Annotated in this window: 22 protein-coding genes; 21 read left to right on the top strand and 1 reads right to left on the bottom strand. The window is 65.6% G+C overall.

Annotated elements, in window-relative coordinates; translation table 11 throughout:
• The first annotated feature begins 176 nt into the window (after positions 1-176).
• The 13 genes from B3349_RS06915 (at position 177) to B3349_RS06855 (ending at position 10,602) form a co-directional block, all read left to right on the top strand.
• The gene (locus tag B3349_RS06915) at positions 177-1,001 is read left to right on the top strand and encodes an ABC transporter ATP-binding protein (RefSeq protein ID WP_066540368.1); all 825 of its coding nucleotides are present in this window, start codon (positions 177-179) and stop codon (positions 999-1,001) included.
• Positions 998-1,780 carry a lipid asymmetry maintenance ABC transporter permease subunit MlaE gene (gene mlaE, locus B3349_RS06910; RefSeq protein ID WP_066540371.1) on the top strand — a complete coding sequence of 261 codons (783 nt, stop codon included), beginning with the start codon at positions 998-1,000 and terminating at the stop codon, positions 1,778-1,780. Before B3349_RS06915 ends, mlaE begins: the two co-directional genes overlap by 4 nt.
• A gap of 36 nt (positions 1,781-1,816) precedes the next feature.
• Entirely contained in the window at positions 1,817-2,308 is a 492-nt protein-coding gene (gene mlaD / locus B3349_RS06905) for an outer membrane lipid asymmetry maintenance protein MlaD (RefSeq protein ID WP_291587548.1), read from the top strand.
• Between the two features lie 6 nt (positions 2,309-2,314).
• Entirely contained in the window at positions 2,315-3,055 is a 741-nt protein-coding gene (locus B3349_RS06900) for an MlaA family lipoprotein (protein WP_291587929.1), read from the top strand.
• A 161-nt stretch (positions 3,056-3,216) separates the two neighbouring features.
• Positions 3,217-3,855, top strand: coding sequence for an MlaC/ttg2D family ABC transporter substrate-binding protein (locus tag B3349_RS06895; protein WP_414646856.1), 639 nt, complete (start codon positions 3,217-3,219; stop codon positions 3,853-3,855).
• Entirely contained in the window at positions 3,852-4,160 is a 309-nt protein-coding gene (locus B3349_RS06890) for an STAS domain-containing protein (RefSeq protein ID WP_291587546.1), read from the top strand. The genes B3349_RS06895 and B3349_RS06890 overlap by 4 nt, the downstream gene beginning before the upstream one ends.
• A gap of 153 nt (positions 4,161-4,313) precedes the next feature.
• A complete protein-coding gene (locus tag B3349_RS06885) occupies positions 4,314-5,219 on the top strand; it encodes an ABC transporter ATP-binding protein (protein WP_291587544.1) in 906 nt (301 codons plus the stop codon).
• On the top strand, positions 5,219-5,974 hold the full coding sequence (locus B3349_RS06880; RefSeq protein WP_291587926.1) for an ABC transporter permease: 756 nt from the start codon (positions 5,219-5,221) through the stop codon (positions 5,972-5,974). The genes B3349_RS06885 and B3349_RS06880 overlap by 1 nt, the downstream gene beginning before the upstream one ends.
• 66 nt (positions 5,975-6,040) lie before the next feature.
• Complete coding sequence (locus B3349_RS06875; protein WP_066540383.1) at positions 6,041-6,286, top strand: BolA family protein; 246 nt, start codon at positions 6,041-6,043, stop codon at positions 6,284-6,286.
• An 87-nt stretch (positions 6,287-6,373) separates the two neighbouring features.
• Positions 6,374-7,645 carry a UDP-N-acetylglucosamine 1-carboxyvinyltransferase gene (murA, locus tag B3349_RS06870; RefSeq protein WP_291587541.1) on the top strand — a complete coding sequence of 424 codons (1,272 nt, stop codon included), beginning with the start codon at positions 6,374-6,376 and terminating at the stop codon, positions 7,643-7,645.
• Positions 7,642-8,304: an ATP phosphoribosyltransferase gene (gene hisG, locus B3349_RS06865; protein WP_066540386.1), complete on the top strand. Its 663-nt coding sequence runs from the start codon at positions 7,642-7,644 to the stop codon at positions 8,302-8,304. The genes murA and hisG overlap by 4 nt, the downstream gene beginning before the upstream one ends.
• 21 nt (positions 8,305-8,325) lie before the next feature.
• Positions 8,326-9,642: a histidinol dehydrogenase gene (gene hisD, locus B3349_RS06860; RefSeq protein ID WP_291587536.1), complete on the top strand. Its 1,317-nt coding sequence runs from the start codon at positions 8,326-8,328 to the stop codon at positions 9,640-9,642.
• A gap of 135 nt (positions 9,643-9,777) precedes the next feature.
• Entirely contained in the window at positions 9,778-10,602 is an 825-nt protein-coding gene (locus B3349_RS06855; protein ID WP_291587534.1) for a hypothetical protein, read from the top strand.
• Positions 10,603-10,644: 42 nt separating this feature from the next.
• Here the strand turns inward: B3349_RS06855 and B3349_RS06850 are convergent, their stop codons facing one another.
• Positions 10,645-10,962, bottom strand: a complete 318-nt coding sequence (locus B3349_RS06850; RefSeq protein WP_291587532.1) for a DUF2917 domain-containing protein — start codon at positions 10,960-10,962, stop codon at positions 10,645-10,647.
• Positions 10,963-11,162: 200 nt separating this feature from the next.
• On the opposite strand from B3349_RS06850, the gene B3349_RS06845 reads away from it, so the two are divergent.
• The 8 genes from B3349_RS06845 (at position 11,163) to B3349_RS06810 (ending at position 17,625) form a co-directional block, all read left to right on the top strand.
• Positions 11,163-12,608, top strand: a complete 1,446-nt coding sequence (locus B3349_RS06845) for an aminotransferase-like domain-containing protein (RefSeq protein WP_291587530.1) — start codon at positions 11,163-11,165, stop codon at positions 12,606-12,608.
• Positions 12,609-12,666: 58 nt separating this feature from the next.
• Positions 12,667-12,948, top strand: coding sequence for a DUF6364 family protein (locus B3349_RS06840; RefSeq protein WP_291587527.1), 282 nt, complete (start codon positions 12,667-12,669; stop codon positions 12,946-12,948).
• Positions 12,945-13,385, top strand: coding sequence for a PIN domain-containing protein (locus tag B3349_RS06835; RefSeq protein WP_291587525.1), 441 nt, complete (start codon positions 12,945-12,947; stop codon positions 13,383-13,385). Before B3349_RS06840 ends, B3349_RS06835 begins: the two co-directional genes overlap by 4 nt.
• Positions 13,386-13,448: 63 nt before the next feature.
• Positions 13,449-14,567 carry a histidinol-phosphate transaminase gene (gene hisC / locus B3349_RS06830; protein WP_291587523.1) on the top strand — a complete coding sequence of 373 codons (1,119 nt, stop codon included), beginning with the start codon at positions 13,449-13,451 and terminating at the stop codon, positions 14,565-14,567.
• Positions 14,564-15,196 carry an imidazoleglycerol-phosphate dehydratase HisB gene (gene hisB / locus B3349_RS06825; protein ID WP_291587521.1) on the top strand — a complete coding sequence of 211 codons (633 nt, stop codon included), beginning with the start codon at positions 14,564-14,566 and terminating at the stop codon, positions 15,194-15,196. The genes hisC and hisB overlap by 4 nt, the downstream gene beginning before the upstream one ends.
• A gap of 83 nt (positions 15,197-15,279) precedes the next feature.
• Positions 15,280-15,948, top strand: coding sequence for an imidazole glycerol phosphate synthase subunit HisH (gene hisH / locus B3349_RS06820; protein WP_291587519.1), 669 nt, complete (start codon positions 15,280-15,282; stop codon positions 15,946-15,948).
• A gap of 67 nt (positions 15,949-16,015) precedes the next feature.
• Positions 16,016-16,768, top strand: a complete 753-nt coding sequence (gene hisA, locus B3349_RS06815) for a 1-(5-phosphoribosyl)-5-[(5-phosphoribosylamino)methylideneamino]imidazole-4-carboxamide isomerase (RefSeq protein ID WP_066540413.1) — start codon at positions 16,016-16,018, stop codon at positions 16,766-16,768.
• Between the two features lie 5 nt (positions 16,769-16,773).
• Entirely contained in the window at positions 16,774-17,625 is an 852-nt protein-coding gene (locus B3349_RS06810; protein WP_291587516.1) for a D-hexose-6-phosphate mutarotase, read from the top strand.
• Positions 17,626-17,713: the final 88 nt, after the last annotated feature.

The following is a 17,713-nucleotide window of genomic DNA, read 5'->3' as shown; positions in this document are numbered from 1 at the left end:
GCCACAGGGCTGATGCCGTTGGCTATGCTGCGCCGCAGCGTGACAGGGCGGCCATGTGCTGCAACTGTCGATGCGAATAAACATACACTGATGTATGTTTATTCGCCAAATTGCAGCCAAGCCGGGCGCTTGTTTGCACAATAAGCCCCTTTGGGCCGTGGAAAACTTCAATCCCCATGTCTGATTCCCCTTCACTGGTAGAGCTGCGCAATGTCACGTTCGGCTATGGCGAACGCGTGATCCTGCGCGACCTCTCGCTGTCCGTGCCACGTGGCAAGGTGACGGCGCTGATGGGGGCTTCCGGCGGTGGCAAGACCACGGTGCTGCGCCTGATCGGCGGACAAAACCGTGCCCAGCAGGGGCAGGTGCTGTTCGATGGCCAGGATGTGGGCACCATGGACCAGACCCAGCTGTACGCCGCACGCCGGCGCATGGGTATGCTGTTCCAGTTCGGGGCCTTGTTTACCGACATGAATGTGTTCGACAACGTGGCCTTTCCGCTGCGCGAGCACAGCCAGCTGCCGCCGTCCATGGTGCGCGACATCGTGCTGATGAAGCTGCAGGCCGTGGGCCTGCGTGGCGCGCGCGATCTGATGCCCAGCCAGATCTCCGGCGGCATGGCCCGCCGTGTGGCCCTGGCCCGTGCCATGGCCCTGGATCCTGAACTGATCATGTACGACGAGCCGTTTGCCGGGCTGGACCCGATTTCGCTGGGCACGTCGGCGCGCCTGATCCGCATCCTGAACGATGCCATGGGCCTGACGACAATTCTGGTTTCCCACGATGTGGAAGAAACTTTCCGCGTGGCGGACCATGTGGTGATTCTGGGCGCTGGCGGTGTGGCCGCACAGGGCACGCCGCAGGAAGTGATGGACTGCCCCGATCCACTGGTGCAGCAGTTTGTCCATGCCCGTCCCACGGGACCGGTACCTTTCCACTATGCCGCCCCCTCGCTGGAGGCCGATTTTGGCGCCGCACACGGTGACGGAGGTGCACGATGAACTGGCTGCATCCCGCGCGCATCGGCCTGGCCGTGCGTTCCAAGCTGGCCGACATGGGCTATGGCGCCCGCCTGTTCGGACGGCTGCTTGCCCTGCTGCCGGAAGCGCTGCGGCGCTTTCGCCTGACGGGTGACCAGATCCATTTTCTGGGCAATTATTCGCTGGCCATCATCGGGGTGTCCGGCCTGTTCGTGGGCTTTGTGTTGGGCCTGCAGGGCTATTACATCCTGCAGCGCTACGGCTCGGCCGAGGCCCTGGGCATGATGGTGACGCTCAGCCTGCTGCGCGAGCTGGGCCCGGTGGTGACGGCCTTGCTGTTCGCGGGCCGCGCTGGCACGGCGCTTACCGCAGAAATCGGCCTCATGAAGGCCGGCGAGCAGCTGTCGGCGATGGAAATGATGGCGGTGGACCCGATCAAACGCATTCTCGCGCCCCGTTTCTGGGCGGGGGTGGTGGCCATGCCCCTGCTGGCGGCGGTGTTCAGTGCCGTCGGCGTGCTGGGCGGCTGGATCGTGGGCGTGCTGCTGATCGGCGTGGATGCGGGGGCCTTCTGGGGCCAGATGCAGTCCGGCGTGGATTGGTGGAACGATCTGGGCAACGGCGTCATCAAGAGCACGGTATTTGGGGTGGCAGTGACCTTTGTGGCACTGCTGCAGGGCTATGTGGCTAAGCCCACGCCGGAAGGCGTGTCGCGCGCCACCACCCGCACGGTGGTGATGGCTTCACTGGCGGTGCTGGGACTGGACTTCCTGATGACCGCTTCGATGTTCAGCATCTGAGGCACGGCGCCCAGGCAAACAAGGAATAGATCAAAAATGCAGCAATCCAAAAATGACATCTGGGTCGGCATGTTCGTGCTGATCGGGGCTGCCGCGCTGGTGTTTCTGGCGTTGCAGGCAGCCAATCTGCTGAGCCTGAACTTTCAGAAGGGCTACCCGGTGACCGCCCGCTTCGACAACATCGGCGGGCTCAAGCCCAAGGCGGCGGTCAAGAGTGCCGGCGTGGTGGTGGGGCGCGTGGACTCCATCACGTTCGACGACCAGACCTTCCAGGCCAGCGTGAACCTGGTGATGGAAGAACGTTACAAATTTCCCAAAGACAGTTCGCTGAAGATCCTGACCAGCGGCCTGCTGGGAGACCAGTACATCGGCATCGAAGCCGGCGCCGACGAGGAAAACCTCAAGGCCGGTGATCGCATCAGCTCGACCCAGTCGGCGGTGGTGCTGGAAAATCTGATCGGCCAATTCCTCTACAACAAGGCCGAAGAGGGGGCCGCCGCGCCTGCGCCCGCAACCAACGGAAACTGACCCATGATGCAGAAGAACAAGACATCCCCCATCGTGCGCTGGAGCGCCATTGCCGCCGTATCGGCCAGCACGCTGGTTTTGGGCGGTTGCGCGGCGACCGGCAGCAACCCGCAGGACCCGTACGAGTCGTTCAACCGCAAGGTGCAGTCGTTCAACGATGGCGTCGATGACGCGGTGCTCAAGCCCGTGGCCACGGCCTACCAGACCGTGACGCCCCAGCCGGTGCGCACCGGTGTGGGCAACTTCTTCGGCAACGTGGGCGATCTGTGGTCCATGGTGAACCATTTGCTGCAAGGCAATGGTCTGCAGGCCTACAACCACATGGTGCGCTTCACCACCAACACGGTGCTGGGCATTGGCGGTTTGCTGGACATCGCGACCGAAATGGGCGTGGACCGCCAGAAGCAGGACTTTGGCCGCACCCTGGGTGCCTGGGGCATCAAGCCCGGCCCGTACCTGGTGCTGCCTTTGCTGGGACCATCCACCGTGCGGGACACGGTGGCCCTGCCTGCGGACTGGAACGGGAATGTCCTGAGCGAGCTGCGTCCGATTTCGCACCGCAACGCGCTGGTGGGCCTGAAGGTCGTGGATGACCGTGCACGCCTGCTGAAGGCCGGTGACATTGTGGATTCGGTGGCGCTGGACCGCTATGTGCTGCTGCGCGATGTGTATCTGCAGTCGCGCCAGCCCAAGGGCGATGGTCGCGTCGAAGACATGGACGCTGGCAAGCTGCCGCCCGAAGAATGACGTTTCCCGGGCATGGCCCGCGCTGGCGCGGATGCATGGTGTTGCAAGACTTTACGCACGCCTTGCATGCTGTTGATCAGAATGCGGCACGCTGTGCCCAGGTGTGTTGCCCAGGCGCACACCCCCCACGGGCTGCGGCCCGTTGCTGAAAAGGATTACCCATGAAGATGAATCGACGTACCTCTGTGCACTCCCTGGTGGCTCTGGCCGCTGCTGCCTGCCTGCCGTTGGCGGCCCTGGCGGCCGAGGAAGCGCCGGATGCGCTGATCAAGCGTCTGTCGACCGACGTGCTGACCACCATCAAGGCGGATCCAGCCCTCAAGGGCGGGGACATGGCCAAGATCAATGCCCTGGTGGACCAGGTGGTGTTGCCGCATGTGAACTTCCGCCGCATGACCTCGGCGGCCGTGGGCCCCAAGTGGCGCCAGGCCACGCCGGCCCAGCAGGAACGCCTGCAAACTGAATTCAAGCAGTTGCTGATGCGCACCTACTCCGGCGCACTGGCCCAGGTGAGCGACCAGACCGTGGTGGTCAAGCCGCTGCGCATGGCGGCCGGTGACACCGACGTGCTGGTGCGCACCGAGGTGCGCGGCAAGGGCGAGCCCGTGCCGCTGGACTTCCGTCTGGAAAAGAAGGACGGCGCCTGGAAGGTCTACAACTTCAACGTGCTGGGCGTCTGGCTGGTGGAAACCTACCGCACCCAGTTCGCCGAAGAGCTGAACAAGACCGGCATCGATGGCCTGATCCAGACCCTGGCCAGCCGCGGCGCCATGCCGGCCAAGGCCGCCAACGCCCAATGAGCGTGATTGCACTGCCCGCCGATCTGGATGGCGACCAGGCCGCAGCCCTGCTGCCGCAGCTGCGCCGCCAGATCGCCGGTGGCGGCGCCGGTGCCGTGGTGCTGGATGCCGCTGCCGTGCGGCGTTTTGATTCCGCCGCACTGGCGTTGTTGCTGGAGTGCCGCCGTCTGGCCCTGGCCAGCCAGCGCACGCTGGAAGTGCAGCATCTTCCCGCCGGCCTGCAGTCCATGGCCCATGTCTACGGTGTGGACGGCGTGCTGGGCTTGCCGGTGAGCGCCAGCACGGGCGCAGATCCTCTGGTCTGACACCCGCTGGCGGCGGCGGCCATGCCGGTGCTGCGGACCGCTGTGCAGGCGCTGGCGTCGATGCCGGTGCGGGGTTGCAGCTGCCCCGATAAGGTTTATCGCCCAGCCCCCCGGGCACACAGCGGTGGACTGCCTTTAAAATGACCGGCTGCCATGCCAGCTGTCTCATTCCAATCCATCTCCAAGACCTACCGCACGCCCAAGGGCGAGTTCCAGGCCCTGCAACAGGTCAGCCTGGACATCGGTGAGGGCGAATTCTTCGGCCTGCTCGGTCCCAACGGCGCGGGAAAAACCACGCTGATCAGCATTCTGGCGGGATTGGCCAAGGCCACCGCCGGTCGTGTCACCGTCCAGGGCCATGACGTGCAAAGCGACTTTGCTGCAGCACGTCGCCAGCTGGGCGTGGTGCCCCAGGAGCTGGTGTTCGACCCCTTCTTCAATGTGCGTGAAACGCTGCGCCTGCAGTCCGGCTACTTTGGTGTGAAGCACAACGACGACTGGATCGACGAATTGCTGGACAGCCTGGGCCTGGCCGACAAGGCCACGGCCAATATGCGCCAGCTGTCGGGCGGCATGAAGCGCCGGGTGCTGGTGGCCCAGGCCTTGGTGCACAAGCCGCCCATCATCGTGCTGGACGAACCCACGGCCGGTGTGGATGTGGAACTGCGCCAGGCCCTGTGGCATTTCATTGCCAAGCTCAACAAGCAGGGGCACACGGTGCTGCTGACCACCCACTACCTGGAAGAGGCCGAAGCGCTGTGCAACCGCATCGCCATGCTCAAGCACGGGCAGATCGTGGCGCTGGACGATACCTCCAACCTGCTCAAGACGGCATCGGCCAATGTGCTGCAGTTCAAGAGCGACCAGGCCCTGCCCGAGGTGCTGCTGCCCATCGCCCGCGTCACCGGCCGGGTGGTGCAGCTGCCGGCCCAGGGCCCCAACGACATCGAACGCTATCTGGCCACCTTGCGCGAAGCGGGCGTGGCCATGGAAGACATGGAAATCCGCCGTGCCGACCTGGAGGATGTGTTTCTGCAGGTGATGAAAGGAGCGGCATGATGCAAGGCTGGCAGTCGCTGTTCTACAAGGAAATCCTGCGGTTCTGGAAGGTGAGCTTCCAGACCGTGGCCGCGCCCGTGCTCACGGCCGTGCTGTACCTGCTCATCTTCGGCCATGTGCTGGACGGGCATGTCAAGGTCTACGGCAGTCTGAGCTACACCGCCTTCCTGGTGCCCGGCCTGGTGATGATGAGCGTGCTGCAGAATGCGTTCGCCAACAGCTCGTCCAGTCTGGTGCAAAGCAAGATCATGGGCAGCGTGGTGTTCATCCTGCTCACCCCGCTGTCGCACTGGGCCTGGTTTGTGGCTTTTGTCGGTGCGTCGGTGGTGCGCGGTCTGGCCGTGGGGCTGGGGGTGTACATCGTCACGCTGTTCTTCACGCCGCCCGTTGCGGTGGCGCCGCTGTGGATTCTGGCCTTTGCCTTCCTGGGCGCGGCGCTTCTTGGCACACTGGGCCTGATCGCGGGGCTGTGGGCCGACAAGTTCGACCAGATGGCGGCCTTCCAGAACTTCCTGATCATGCCCATGACGTTCCTGTCGGGCGTGTTCTATTCCATCCACTCGCTGCCGCCGTTCTGGCAGCATGTGAGCCACCTTAACCCCTTCTTCTACATGATCGATGGCTTCCGCTACGGCTTCTTCGGCCTGAGCGACGTGTCCCCCTGGACCAGCCTGGCCATCGTGGGCGGCGCCTGGCTGCTGGTCAGCGCCCTGGCCGTGCGCCTGCTGCGCACCGGCTACAAGATGCGCCACTGAGCGGCACTGCCACCATGTGCAAGATTTCCACCCTTTCTGTCGCCCGCGCTGCGGGCGCTTTGGCCCATGACCGCTGACCAACTCCAAGCCATCATCTCTGCCGGCCTGCCTTGCGAACACATTGCGCTCGAAGGCGACGGCCGCCATTGGTATGCCACCATCGTCTCGGCCGCATTCGAAGGCCAGCGCCTTGTCGGCCGCCAGCGTCTGGTCTATGCCACGCTGGGCAACCGCATGGCCACCGACGAGGTGCATGCGCTGTCCATGAAGACCTACACGCCCGCCGAATGGGCGCAGCAGGCGGCCCAGTAAGCCGTCGCATTCATTCATTACTCACTCGCTGTGGGGGCGCATTCAGAGCGCGCCACAGCCTGATTGGACCCATAAGGCAGTTTTGCGATGGACAAACTCAAGATCCGTGGTGGCCGTTCGCTCAAGGGCGAAGTCCTGATTTCCGGTGCCAAGAACGCAGCCTTGCCCGAGATGTGCGCTGCGCTGCTGACCGCCGAGCCTGTGCACCTGCACAATGTGCCGCGCCTGCACGATGTGGCCACCATGCGCAAGCTGCTGGCCAATATGGGCGTGCAGACCGAGACCCACGGTGAGCGTGGCGGCATGAGCTTTGTCGCCCCCGACAGCCTGACGCCCGAAGCCCCGTACGAGCTGGTCAAGACCATGCGCGCCTCGGTGCTGGCGCTGGGCCCGCTGCTGGCCCGCTTCGGCCGTGCCAAGGTGTCGCTGCCCGGTGGTTGCGCCATCGGCTCGCGTCCGGTGGACCAGCACATCAAGGGCCTGCAGGCCATGGGTGCGATCATCACCGTGGAAAACGGCTACATGCACGCCAGCCTGCCCGCAGGCTGGACGCGCCTGAAGGGCGCGCGCATCACCACCGACATGGTGACCGTGACCGGGACCGAGAACTTCCTGATGGCCGCTGCGCTGGCCGACGGCGAGACCGTACTGGAAAACGCCGCCATGGAGCCTGAGATCCCCGATCTGGCCGAGATGCTGATCAAGATGGGGGCCAGGATCACCGGCCACGGCACCAGCCGCATTGTGATCCAGGGGGTGGACCGGCTGCACGGCTGCACCCATGACGTGGTCGCAGACCGCATCGAGGCCGGGACCTTCCTGTGCGCGGTGGCCGCTACCGGTGGCGAGGCCTTGCTGCACCACGCACGCGCCGACCACCTGGGTGCCGTGATCGACAAGCTCAAGGAGGCGGGCGTGACCGTGGAGTCCGTGCAGGCCGGCCTGCAGGTCCGCTCCAATGGCAAGCTCAAGGCCCAGAGCTTCCGCACCACCGAATACCCCGGCTTCCCCACTGACATGCAGGCGCAGTTCATGGCGCTGAACCTGGTGGCCGAAGGCGCCAGCGTGGTGACCGAGACGATTTTTGAAAACCGCTTCATGCACGTCAATGAGATGCGCCGTCTGGGTGCGCAGATCTCCACCGACGGCCGTGTGGCGTCCATCGAAGGCGGCAAGCGCCTGACCGGTGCCACCGTGATGGCCACCGACCTGCGTGCTTCGGCCAGCCTGGTGATTGCCGGTCTGGTGGCCGAGGGCGAGACCCTGGTGGACCGTATTTACCACCTCGACCGTGGCTACGACCGCATGGAAGAAAAGCTGCGGGGCCTGGGTGCAGATATCGAAAGAGTGTCGGAATGACGATCGCAACCCCTGTGACGATTGCCCTGTCCAAGGGCCGTATCTTTGAAGAAACCGTGCCCTTGCTGGCGGCTGCCGGCATCGCGGTGACGGAAGACGTGGAAAAGTCGCGCAAGCTGATCTTTGACACCAACCAGCCCCATGTGCGCGTGGTGCTGGTGCGTGCGTCAGACGTGCCGGTCTATGTGCAGTACGGCGGCGCCGATCTGGGCGTGTCCGGACTGGATTCGCTGATCGAGCATGGTGGCCAGGGTCTGTACCAGCCCCTGGACCTGCAGATTGCCCGCTGCCGCGTGAGCGTGGCCGTGCGCAATGGCTTTGACTATGCGCATGCGGTCAAGCAGGGCGCGCGCCTGCGCATTGCCACCAAGTACCCCGAGATCGCGCGCCATTTCTTCGCCAAGAAGGGGGTGCACGTGGACATGGTCAAGCTCTACGGCTCCATGGAGCTGGCGCCGCTGACCGGCATGGCCGACGCCATCGTCGACCTGGTATCCACCGGCAACACGCTCAAGGCCAACGACCTGGTCGAAGTCGAGCCCATCATGGACATCAGCTCGCGTCTGGTGGTCAACCAGGCATCGCTCAAGCTCAAGCAGGCCCCGCTGCGCCACATCATCGATGCGTTCGCCCAGGCCGTTGCGGCCAAGAACAACTGATTCTCTCCACTGGTAAATACTATGGAATTCGTAGCTGCTCCCGTCCGTCTATCAACCGCAGATGCTCAGTTTGAGCATGATTTTGCTGCGCGTCTGCATTGGTCGGCGGACACGGACGCCGCCATCGAACAGCGTGTGGCCGACATCCTGGCCGATGTGCAAAAGCGCGGCGATGCCGCCGTGCTGGAGTACACAGCCCGCTTTGACGGCCTGAGCGCCGACTCCATGGCCGCGCTGGAGCTGACCAAGGAAGAACTGAAGGCCGCTTTCGACAGCCTGCCCGCAGACCAGCGCGAAGCACTGGAATCTGCCGCGCGCCGGGTGCGCAGCTACCACGAGGCACAGAAGAAGGCCAATGGCGAAAGCTGGAGCTACCGTGACGAAGACGGCACCCTGCTGGGCCAGAAGGTCACGCCGCTGGACCGCGTGGGCATTTACGTGCCCGGTGGTAAGGCGGCCTATCCCAGCAGCGTGCTGATGAATGCCATTCCGGCCCAGGTGGCGGGGGTGGAGGACATCATCATGGTGGTGCCCACGCCGCAAGGCGCCAAGAACCCGCTGGTGCTGGCCGCCGCCTATGTGGCTGGTGTGCACCGTGCCTTCACCGTGGGCGGTGCGCAGGCGGTGGCCGCCTTGGCCTACGGTACGGCCACCATCCCCAAGGTGGACAAGATCACCGGCCCCGGCAACGCCTATGTGGCCAGTGCCAAGAAGCGGGTCTTCGGTCTGGTGGGCATCGACATGATTGCCGGCCCCAGCGAGATCCTGGTGCTGGCCGACGGCACGACACCGCCCGCCTGGGTGGCGATGGACCTGTTCAGCCAGGCCGAGCACGATGAGCTGGCGCAGTCCATCTTGCTGTGCCCGGATGCGGCCTATATCGATGCCGTCCAGGCGGAGATTGATCGCCTGCTGCCCGAGATGCCCCGCAAGGCCATCATCGCCAAGAGCCTGAGCGACCGTGGCGCGCTGATCCTCACCAAGGACATGGAAGAGGCCTGTGCCATCAGCAACCGCATTGCGCCGGAGCACCTGGAAGTCTCCAGCCGGGATCCGCACCGCTGGGAGCCGCTGCTCAAGCACGCCGGTGCCATCTTCCTGGGGGCGTACACCTCGGAAAGCCTGGGGGACTACTGCGCCGGCCCCAACCACGTGCTGCCCACCAGCGGTACTGCGCGTTTCAGCTCACCGCTGGGGGTGTACGACTTCCAGAAGCGCAGCAGCCTGATCGAGGTCAGCGAAGCCGGTGCCCAGATTCTGGGCAAGATCGCCGCCGTGCTGGCCTATGGCGAGGGCCTGCAAGGCCATGCCCGCGCGGCCGAGATGCGTCTGAAATAAAGCGGCATCGCACGCGTGTGCAAGCCGTGGCAGGTCCACGGCTTTTTTCTGCACGCGTTGCTGCGGCGTACGGGCCGCACCCGGGCCGCAACGGAGTGCGGTGCATCCAGATTCCAACCACCAGGGAGTGTGAACATGAACCCCACCACCACATCCAGGCTGCAGCGCTGCTGGCAGGCCCTGTGTGCACTGCTGCTGGCCGCTGGTCTGGCGGCGTGCGGCGCCCCGCAGTCCGGTCCCGACCCACTTGCCACAGTGGCCCAGCGTGGTCCCCAGGTGGAATCCACCTTGGGCACCCAGTGGGGGGAGGGGCGGGAGTCCGTGACCTACGATGTGGAAGCCACGCGGCTGCATCCGGAACATGCCCAGGCGCTGTCGCAACTGCGCTATTCCGATGAAGACAGCATCCGCCGTGCCCTGGGCGGCAGTGCCGACCGGCAGCTGAATGTGCTGCTGGCCGACGGTTCGGTGGAATGGTCCTTGCTGGATGGGCAGGGCCAGGCGCTGCCGGTGTACAGCCAGCGCGGCAGCAGCAGCTACCAGTTGGCGGGCCGCCATGGGGAGCGCTATGTGCTGGTGTTCACCAACCGCAGCAGCCGCAACTACGAGGTGGTGGCCACGGTGGACGGCCTGGATGTGCTGTCCGGCCAGGCGGGCAGCCTGCAGAACGCCGGCTACCTGCTGCGCGCGGGCCAGACCCTGCACATCGAGGGCTTTCGCAAGAACAGCCGCGAGGTGGCGGCCTTTCGCTTTGCCACCAAGGACCGGGCCTATGCGGCCAATACGGCTGCCGGTGATGCGCGCAACGTCGGCGTGATCGGAGCTGCACTGTTCGAGGTGCAACTGGCCGGCAGCCCCGCGGCGCAGCCGCCCCGCAGCGGCGCTGGTGCGCCAGCACCCCAGGCTTTCCCCGGAGACGCTGGCCGCGGTGGCTACGCGCCACCACCCCAGTACCGCTAAGGCAAGCCTCGGGTGCCGGCGCCACCCGGCTTCAGGGATGGCTTATGCCGGTGCATGGCTGCCCCGGGGCAGCAGCACCCAGCGCACCAGGGCCGGTGCATTGCCTTGCGCACCCAGGTAGAGCCGGGCAGGGCCTGGACAGTACAGGCGCTGTCCGGCTTCGGCAAACCGATCGCTCCACAGGTCTTGCTGCGTGAGCCACAGGAGGCCCTGCTGACATTCCAGCACTGCCATCCGTCCTTTGGGTACATGCAATGCCTGTACCGTACCGGCCGCCTCCAGCGACAGCGGCGTCCAGGGAGGGGGCGGGGTGCCGAGTTCTATGCTCAGCTGACCATTCGCACAGCGTGCCGATGCCATGGCGGGAGCGTGTGGGAGCGCATGGGGGGGGATGTGGGTCGCATACATACCCCCACTGTCGGCCAGCGCGCCTGGCAGCAACAGCGGCAGTCTGGCGTGAACCGAACCGGTACAGCAACCGGGCTCCGGGCCTCTGTGCTGTACGGCTGGCGGTGTCTCTGTACTGGAGTCTGTACGCCGAGCTAGTACAGAATATCGGCATGGAATCCGTTGCCTCTCTTCCCTTGTATCTGCAGATTGCCGAACCCCTGGCCCAGTGCATACGCCAGGGCACCCTGGCGCGGGGCGACAAGCTGCCTTCGGTGCGGGCGCTGGCGCGCCAGCATGGCGTGGCACAGACCACGGTGGTGCAGGCATTTCACTGGCTGGAAGATGCGCAGCTGATCACGGCCCGCCCGCGCTCTGGCTTCTATGTGGCGGCGCGCCCGGCACAGCTGCCGGAGCCCAGCACGGTCCAGCCCCTGCGCCGGCCCCGCGCGCTGTCCAAGGACTGGCTGGGGCAGCGCGTGCTGGGGCGCAAGCAGCCCGATGGGATGTTGTCATTCAGCAGCGGCACACCGGGGCCGGACTTGCTGCATACCGACCGCGTGCGCCGGGCTGTCACGCGTGCCGTGCAGCAGCACCGCCATCTGCTCTCCACCTACCCGGATGCCAGCGGCCATGAAGACGCACGCCGCGCCCTGGCCCGCTATGCGGTGGGCCTGGGGTGCAGCCTGGACCCGGAGCGCATTGTCATCACCGGGGGCTGCATGGACAGCGTGGCCCTGTGCCTGCGTGCGGTGACCCAGCCGGGTGACGTGGTGGCACTGGAGTCCCCTACGCACTTTTCGTTTCTGGAGGTGCTGCAGTCGCTGCAGCTCAAGGCACTGGAGATTCCCACACATCCACGCCATGGCCTGTCGGTGGACGCGTTGCAGCTGGCGCTCGATACCCAGCCGGTCAAGGCCCTGGTGCTGGTGCCCACCCTCAGCAATCCGCTGGGCAGCTGCATGCCGCAGGCCGAGCGCAAGCGCCTGGTGCAACTGGCGGCGCAGCATGGGCTGCCTGTGATCGAAGATGCCATCTATGCCGATCTGGCCGAGGGCGATGCCATGCGCCGCACGCTCAAATCCTATGACAGCAGCGGCCAGGTGATGCTGTGCCATTCATTTTCCAAGACGCTGGCGCCGGGTCTGCGTCTGGGCTGGCTGGAGGCTGGCCGCTGGACGGCGCAGGTGCGCCACATCAAGGAAATGCAGGCTGGAGGGCAGTCTGCCGTGCTGGAGCTGGCGCTGGCCGATCTGATCACCCAGGCCGGTCACCATGCCGCCATGCGCCAGTTGCGCGCTGCCATTGCGGTGCGGGTGGACCAGGCACGGCAGGTGATTGCCGGGCACTTTCCTGCGGGGACGCGCGTCAGTGATCCGCCGGGTGGGCTGCTGCTGTGGCTGGAGTTGCCGCAGGGTGTGGGGGCCGTGCAACTGCACGAGGCCTGTCTGGCCGAGCAGATCCTGATACCACCCGGGCGGTTGTTCGGCGCGGCAGGGCGCTTTCCGCAGGGGGTGCGCATCGGTCTGGGAGGGGACTGGACCGCACAGCATCTGGATGCCTTGCGGCGGGTGGGCGAGATGGCCCAGCAGCTGCTGCGCAAAGCGACCACGGACTGACACGTATCTGGTGTTGCACGAATTTCGTGTTGCACGAATTTCGTGTACGATAGGCGGCATGAAGAACCTCACCATCACCGTTGACGACAGCGTGCTCGAATGGGCGCGGGTGGAAGCGGCCCGGCGCGGCACCAGCGTCTCGCGCATGGTCGGAGACTTCATGGCCGAGATGATGCAGCGCGAGGATGCGTACGAGCGTGCCTACCTGGCCTGGCGTACGGACGAGCGCAGCTGGCAGGCAGGTCCGGCGCCGGTGGCCTCAGCCAGCGCCCAGGCGCGCCGCGCCAGTGCCCGGCGTGCCGGTGCCCCCCAGGACCTGAATTCCGGAGCGGCGGCATGAGCCCGGTGTTTGTCGATACCTCGGTGCTGATCGCTGCCGAAGACGTGGCCGGAGGCCCGTTGTACGCGGCCACGCTGGCCTGGCTGGACGTGCTGTGGCGCACGCGCAGCGGCCGTACCGGCAACCAGGCCCTGGTCGAGTTCTATGACCAGGTCACCGCCGCCGCCGTGCCGCTGCCCCAGGGCGATGCGCGTGCTGCCATCCGCCGCTACCAGACCTGGACGCCATGGAAGACCGATGCGGCCACGCTCGAAACGGCCTGGGCCGTGCAGGCGCGCCACCTGCTGGATTTCGGTGATTGCCTGGCCGTGGCCTGTGCCCAGCACAGCGGCTGCAGCCAGATGCTGAGCCTGCACCTGCCCCATGGTGCCGAATTTGGCGGCGTGACCGTGGTGCACCCACTGCGGCAACCCGCTCCCGGATTGGAAGGAGCCTGAGCGCCCACACCATTGCAGCCCTTGCAGTGCTGGCCAACGCAGGCATTCCGTGGAAAGACGACCATGACCCCACCAGACAACCAAACTCGCGCCCTGCAGCGCATCCGTGCCGATGTGCGCGCCATGTCGGCCTACCATGTCCAGCCCGCCCAAGGCCTGCTGAAGATGGACACCATGGAGAACCCCTACCGTCTGCCAGCCGCGCTGCAGCAGCAACTGGGGGCGCACCTGGGCTGCCTGGAAATCAACCGCTATCCCGGCGAGCGCCTGGAGGTGCTCAAGCAAATGCTGGCCGACTACGCCGGTGCCCCGGCCGGAACGGCGGTGCTGCTGGGCAATGGCTCGGATGAAATCATCACCTTGCTGGCGCTGGCCACGGCCCAGCCAAGCGAAGGTGGTCGCGCCACCATGCTGGCGCCCATGCCCGGCTTTGTGATGTACCCCCTGAGTGCCAAGCTGCAAGGGCTGGACTTTGTCGGCGTGGACCTGACGGCAGACTTTGACCTGGATGTGTCCGCCATGCTGCAGGCCATTGCCGCCCACCGGCCCGCCATCACCTATATCGCCTATCCCAACAACCCGACGGCCACACTGTGGGCCGAGGACAAGGTCCAGGCCGTCATCGACGCCGTGGCCGCTGTGGGCGGTCTGGTGGTGATGGACGAGGCCTACCAGCCTTTTGCCAGCCGCAGCTGGATCACGCGCATGCAGGCCGAGCCGGAGCGCAACGCCCATGTGCTGCTGATGCGCACGCTCAGCAAGTTCGGTCTGGCCGGTGCGCGCCTGGGTTATCTGATTGGCCCGTCCGCCCTGGTGAACGAAATCGACAAGGTGCGCCCGCCCTACAACATCAGCGTGCTCAACTGCGAAACGGCGATTTTTGCGCTGCAGCATGAATCGCTGTATGCCGAGCAGGCGGCAGCCATCCGCGCCGAACGCCAGCCGCTGATCGACGCCCTGGCGGCGTTGCCCGGGGTTGCCACGGTCTGGCCTTCCGAAGCGAATATGGTGCTGCTGCGGGTGCGCGATGCCGCCCACGCCCAGGCCCAGATGAAGGCGCGGGGCGTGCTGGTGAAGAATGTCTCGGCCATGCACCCGCTGCTGGCCAACTGCCTGCGCCTGACCGTAGGTACCGCCCAAGAAAATGCCCAGATGCTGGCTGCCCTGAAGGAATCGCTATGAGCAACGCACTCGTCCCCTCCACCGTGCCCGACGATGGCACCGCCCGCACTGCGGAAGTGCAACGCAATACCGCCGAAACCCGTGTGCATGTGCGCGTCGATCTGGACGGCACGGGCAAGGCCAGCCTGCATTCGGGCATCGGCTTTCTGGACCACATGCTGGACCAGATTGCCCGCCACGCGCTGGTCGATCTGCACATCGAGTGCGAAGGCGATCTGCACATCGACGGCCACCACACGGTGGAAGACATCGGCATCACCCTGGGCCAGGCCTTTGCCAAGGCCATTGGTGACAAAAAAGGCATCCGCCGCTACGGCCACGCCTATGTGCCGCTGGATGAAGCCTTGAGCCGCGTGGTGATCGACTTCTCCGGCCGTCCCGGCCTGCACATGGATTGCAAGTTCACCGCGGGCAGCATCGGCCAGCTCGATACCCAGTTGGTGTTCGAGTTCTTCCAGGGCTTTGTGAACCACGCCGGTGTCACACTGCACATCGACAATCTCAAGGGCTTCAATGCCCACCACCAGTGCGAGACCATCTTCAAGGCCTTCGCCCGTGCGCTGCGCTTTGCGCTGGAACGCGATCCGCGCATGGCCGGGGTGATTCCCTCCACCAAGGGATCGCTGTAAAAATGGGTGCTGCCTGTGCGCACCGCGTGCGACTCGGGCAGGGAGAGTATTTTGAAAACTGAGCTGCAAGCGCACAAGCTGCTATGAATGCTTTGAACAACACCGTGGCCGTGGTCGATTACGGCATGGGCAATCTGCGTTCCGTCTCGCAGGCGGTCATGGCCGCTGCGGCGGATTCCGCCGTGCGCGTGGTGGTCACCCAGGATCCGGCCGAAGTGCGCGCGGCCAGCCGCATCGTGCTGCCCGGCCAGGGCGCCATGCGCGATTGCATGGCCGCGCTGCGCGATTCGGGCATGGAGCAGGCCGTGCGCGAGGCCGCTGCCAGCAAGCCGCTGTTTGGCGTGTGCGTGGGCATGCAGATGCTGCTGGACCACAGCGAAGAGGGGGACACCCCCGGTCTGGGCCTGATTGCCGGCACCGTACAGCGCTTTGCGCTGGAAGGCCGCACCCAGGCCGACGGCAGCCGCTTCAAGGTGCCACAGATGGGCTGGAACCAGGTCCAGCCCCAGGCACACGGAGGCCAGCGCCACCCTGTCTGGGGCGATACGCCCGACGGCGCCTACTTCTATTTTGTGCACAGTTTCTATGCTCGGCCGGCACAGGCGGCGCATTGCGCATCGTTGACCGACTACGGTGGGCTTTTCGCATCGGCCGTGGCCCGCGATAATATTTTCGCCACCCAGTTCCATCCGGAAAAGAGCGCCGACCAGGGCCTGGCCCTGTACCGTAACTTCCTGGCCTGGAAGCCCTGAGGCTTTTTTGTTCCACCCCTGTCGGACCGCTTTTTGAGGCGGACCATTTTTTTCACCGCACACCATCATGCTGCTCATTCCTGCCATCGACCTCAAGGACGGCCACTGCGTACGCCTCATCCAGGGTGATATGGACCAATCCACCACGTTCGGGGAAGACCCCGCCGCCATGGCCGCCAAATGGCTGGAAGCGGGCGCGCGCCGCCTGCACCTGGTGGATTTGAATGGCGCGTTTGCGGGCCAGCCCAAGAACCTGGGGGCCATCAAGAGCATCCTGAAAGAGGTGAATGGTGAGATCCCGGTGCAGCTGGGCGGCGGCATTCGCGATCTGGACACCATCGAGCGCTACATCGATCTGGGCATTGAGTACCTGATCATCGGCACGGCAGCCGTGAAGAACCCCGGCTTCCTGCAGGATGCCTGCAGCGCCTTTGCGGGCCACATCATCGTGGGTCTGGACGCCAAGGACGGCAAGGTCGCTATCGACGGCTGGAGCAAGCTGACCGGCCAGGATGTGATTTCCACGGCCAAGCGCTTCGAAGACTGGGGTGTGGAGTCCATCATCTACACCGACATCGGCCGGGACGGCATGCTGACCGGCATCAATGTGGATGCCACCGTCAAGTTGGCCCAGGCACTGAAGATTCCCGTCATCGCCTCTGGCGGTCTGGCCGGCATGGCCGACATCGAAGCCCTGTGTGCGGTCCAGAAGGAAGGTGTCGAAGGCGTGATCTGCGGCCGGGCCATCTACACCGGTGATCTGGACTTTGCCGCCGGGCAGGACCGTGCCGACGAACTGACCGACGCCCAGGACGCCTGAGCGCCATGAGCGATTCCCCGCGTGCCGAGCGCATGGTATGGCGCGGGCTGGCCTGCACGCGCCTGGGCTTGTCCAACGGTGACAGTGCTGTGGTCTCGGACTTCGGTGCCCAGGTGCTGTCCTGGGAGGCCCAAGGGCAGGAGCGCCTGTTCCTCAGCCCTCTGGCCGTGCTGGACGGCAGTGCCCCCATCCGCGGCGGCATTCCGGTCTGCTTTCCCCAGTTCAACCAGCGTGGCCCTTTGCCCAAGCATGGCCTGGTGCGGCGGACCCCCTGGCACTACCTGGGCGTCGAAGTGCAAGAGGGCGCCATCGCCGCCAGCTGGTGCTGGGATGCGGTGCCTCCGCTGCACCCGGACTTCCCGCACGGCCTGCGCGCCGTGCTGCAGGTGCAGCTGACGCCCGCCGGTCTGCGGGTCCAGCTGCAGGCCACCAATACCGGCCTCATGGCGTTGGCTTTCACCGGCGCATTGCACAGCTATCTGGCCGTGCACGACGCCGAGACGGCGCGGCTGCAAGGGCTGGAGGGCGAGGCGTTCTGGGATGCTGCACGCGGCTTTGCACCGGCGGTGCAGGCCGGTAGCGTGGTGCTGGGCGAAGAGGTGGACCGGGTCTATGCCCGCAGCCACACGGCATTGCAGCTGCATGGCCGGTACGGGGTGCTGGACATTGCCCAGGATGGTGCCTGGCCCGAAACCGTGGTCTGGAATCCCGGTCCGGCGCTGTGTGCCCAGCTTGGAGACATGGCGGCGGACAGCTGGCGCCAGATGCTGTGTGTGGAGGCGGCGTTGGTCAACCAGCCGCAGGCGCTGGCACCCGGGGCCAGCTGGCAGGCCAGCCAGCATTTCCAGGTGAGATAGGCCGCGCTGCGGTATGGCGGCCCAGGCGCTGCTGCGGCGGTGTCGCACGGTCCCGGCCGCGCGCATCGGCAGGCTTTTCCGGGGGAGG

The sequence above is a fragment of the Comamonas sp. UBA7528 genome (genome assembly GCF_002479375.1).
GTDB lineage: Bacteria > Pseudomonadota > Gammaproteobacteria > Burkholderiales > Burkholderiaceae_C > Comamonas.
This window is presented reverse-complemented; position numbering and strand designations above follow the sequence as displayed.

Coding starts and splice junctions, on each gene's coding strand:
- B3349_RS06850 (WP_291587532.1), bottom strand. CDS start 10,962: ATGGCATCGGCACGCTGTGCGAATGGTCAGCTGAGCATAGAACTCGGC.
- B3349_RS06915 (WP_066540368.1), top strand. CDS start 177: ATGTCTGATTCCCCTTCACTGGTAGAGCTGCGCAATGTCACGTTCGGC.
- murA (WP_291587541.1), top strand. CDS start 6,374: ATGGACAAACTCAAGATCCGTGGTGGCCGTTCGCTCAAGGGCGAAGTC.
- mlaE (WP_066540371.1), top strand. CDS start 998: ATGAACTGGCTGCATCCCGCGCGCATCGGCCTGGCCGTGCGTTCCAAG.
- B3349_RS06810 (WP_291587516.1), top strand. CDS start 16,774: ATGAGCGATTCCCCGCGTGCCGAGCGCATGGTATGGCGCGGGCTGGCC.
- B3349_RS06885 (WP_291587544.1), top strand. CDS start 4,314: ATGCCAGCTGTCTCATTCCAATCCATCTCCAAGACCTACCGCACGCCC.
- B3349_RS06880 (WP_291587926.1), top strand. CDS start 5,219: ATGCAAGGCTGGCAGTCGCTGTTCTACAAGGAAATCCTGCGGTTCTGG.
- B3349_RS06835 (WP_291587525.1), top strand. CDS start 12,945: ATGAGCCCGGTGTTTGTCGATACCTCGGTGCTGATCGCTGCCGAAGAC.
- hisA (WP_066540413.1), top strand. CDS start 16,016: ATGCTGCTCATTCCTGCCATCGACCTCAAGGACGGCCACTGCGTACGC.
- hisD (WP_291587536.1), top strand. CDS start 8,326: ATGGAATTCGTAGCTGCTCCCGTCCGTCTATCAACCGCAGATGCTCAG.
- mlaD (WP_291587548.1), top strand. CDS start 1,817: ATGCAGCAATCCAAAAATGACATCTGGGTCGGCATGTTCGTGCTGATC.
- hisH (WP_291587519.1), top strand. CDS start 15,280: ATGAATGCTTTGAACAACACCGTGGCCGTGGTCGATTACGGCATGGGC.
- hisC (WP_291587523.1), top strand. CDS start 13,449: ATGACCCCACCAGACAACCAAACTCGCGCCCTGCAGCGCATCCGTGCC.
- B3349_RS06895 (WP_414646856.1), top strand. CDS start 3,217: ATGAAGATGAATCGACGTACCTCTGTGCACTCCCTGGTGGCTCTGGCC.
- B3349_RS06890 (WP_291587546.1), top strand. CDS start 3,852: ATGAGCGTGATTGCACTGCCCGCCGATCTGGATGGCGACCAGGCCGCA.
- B3349_RS06840 (WP_291587527.1), top strand. CDS start 12,667: ATGAAGAACCTCACCATCACCGTTGACGACAGCGTGCTCGAATGGGCG.
- B3349_RS06900 (WP_291587929.1), top strand. CDS start 2,315: ATGCAGAAGAACAAGACATCCCCCATCGTGCGCTGGAGCGCCATTGCC.
- hisG (WP_066540386.1), top strand. CDS start 7,642: ATGACGATCGCAACCCCTGTGACGATTGCCCTGTCCAAGGGCCGTATC.
- B3349_RS06875 (WP_066540383.1), top strand. CDS start 6,041: ATGACCGCTGACCAACTCCAAGCCATCATCTCTGCCGGCCTGCCTTGC.
- B3349_RS06855 (WP_291587534.1), top strand. CDS start 9,778: ATGAACCCCACCACCACATCCAGGCTGCAGCGCTGCTGGCAGGCCCTG.
- hisB (WP_291587521.1), top strand. CDS start 14,564: ATGAGCAACGCACTCGTCCCCTCCACCGTGCCCGACGATGGCACCGCC.
- B3349_RS06845 (WP_291587530.1), top strand. CDS start 11,163: ATGGAATCCGTTGCCTCTCTTCCCTTGTATCTGCAGATTGCCGAACCC.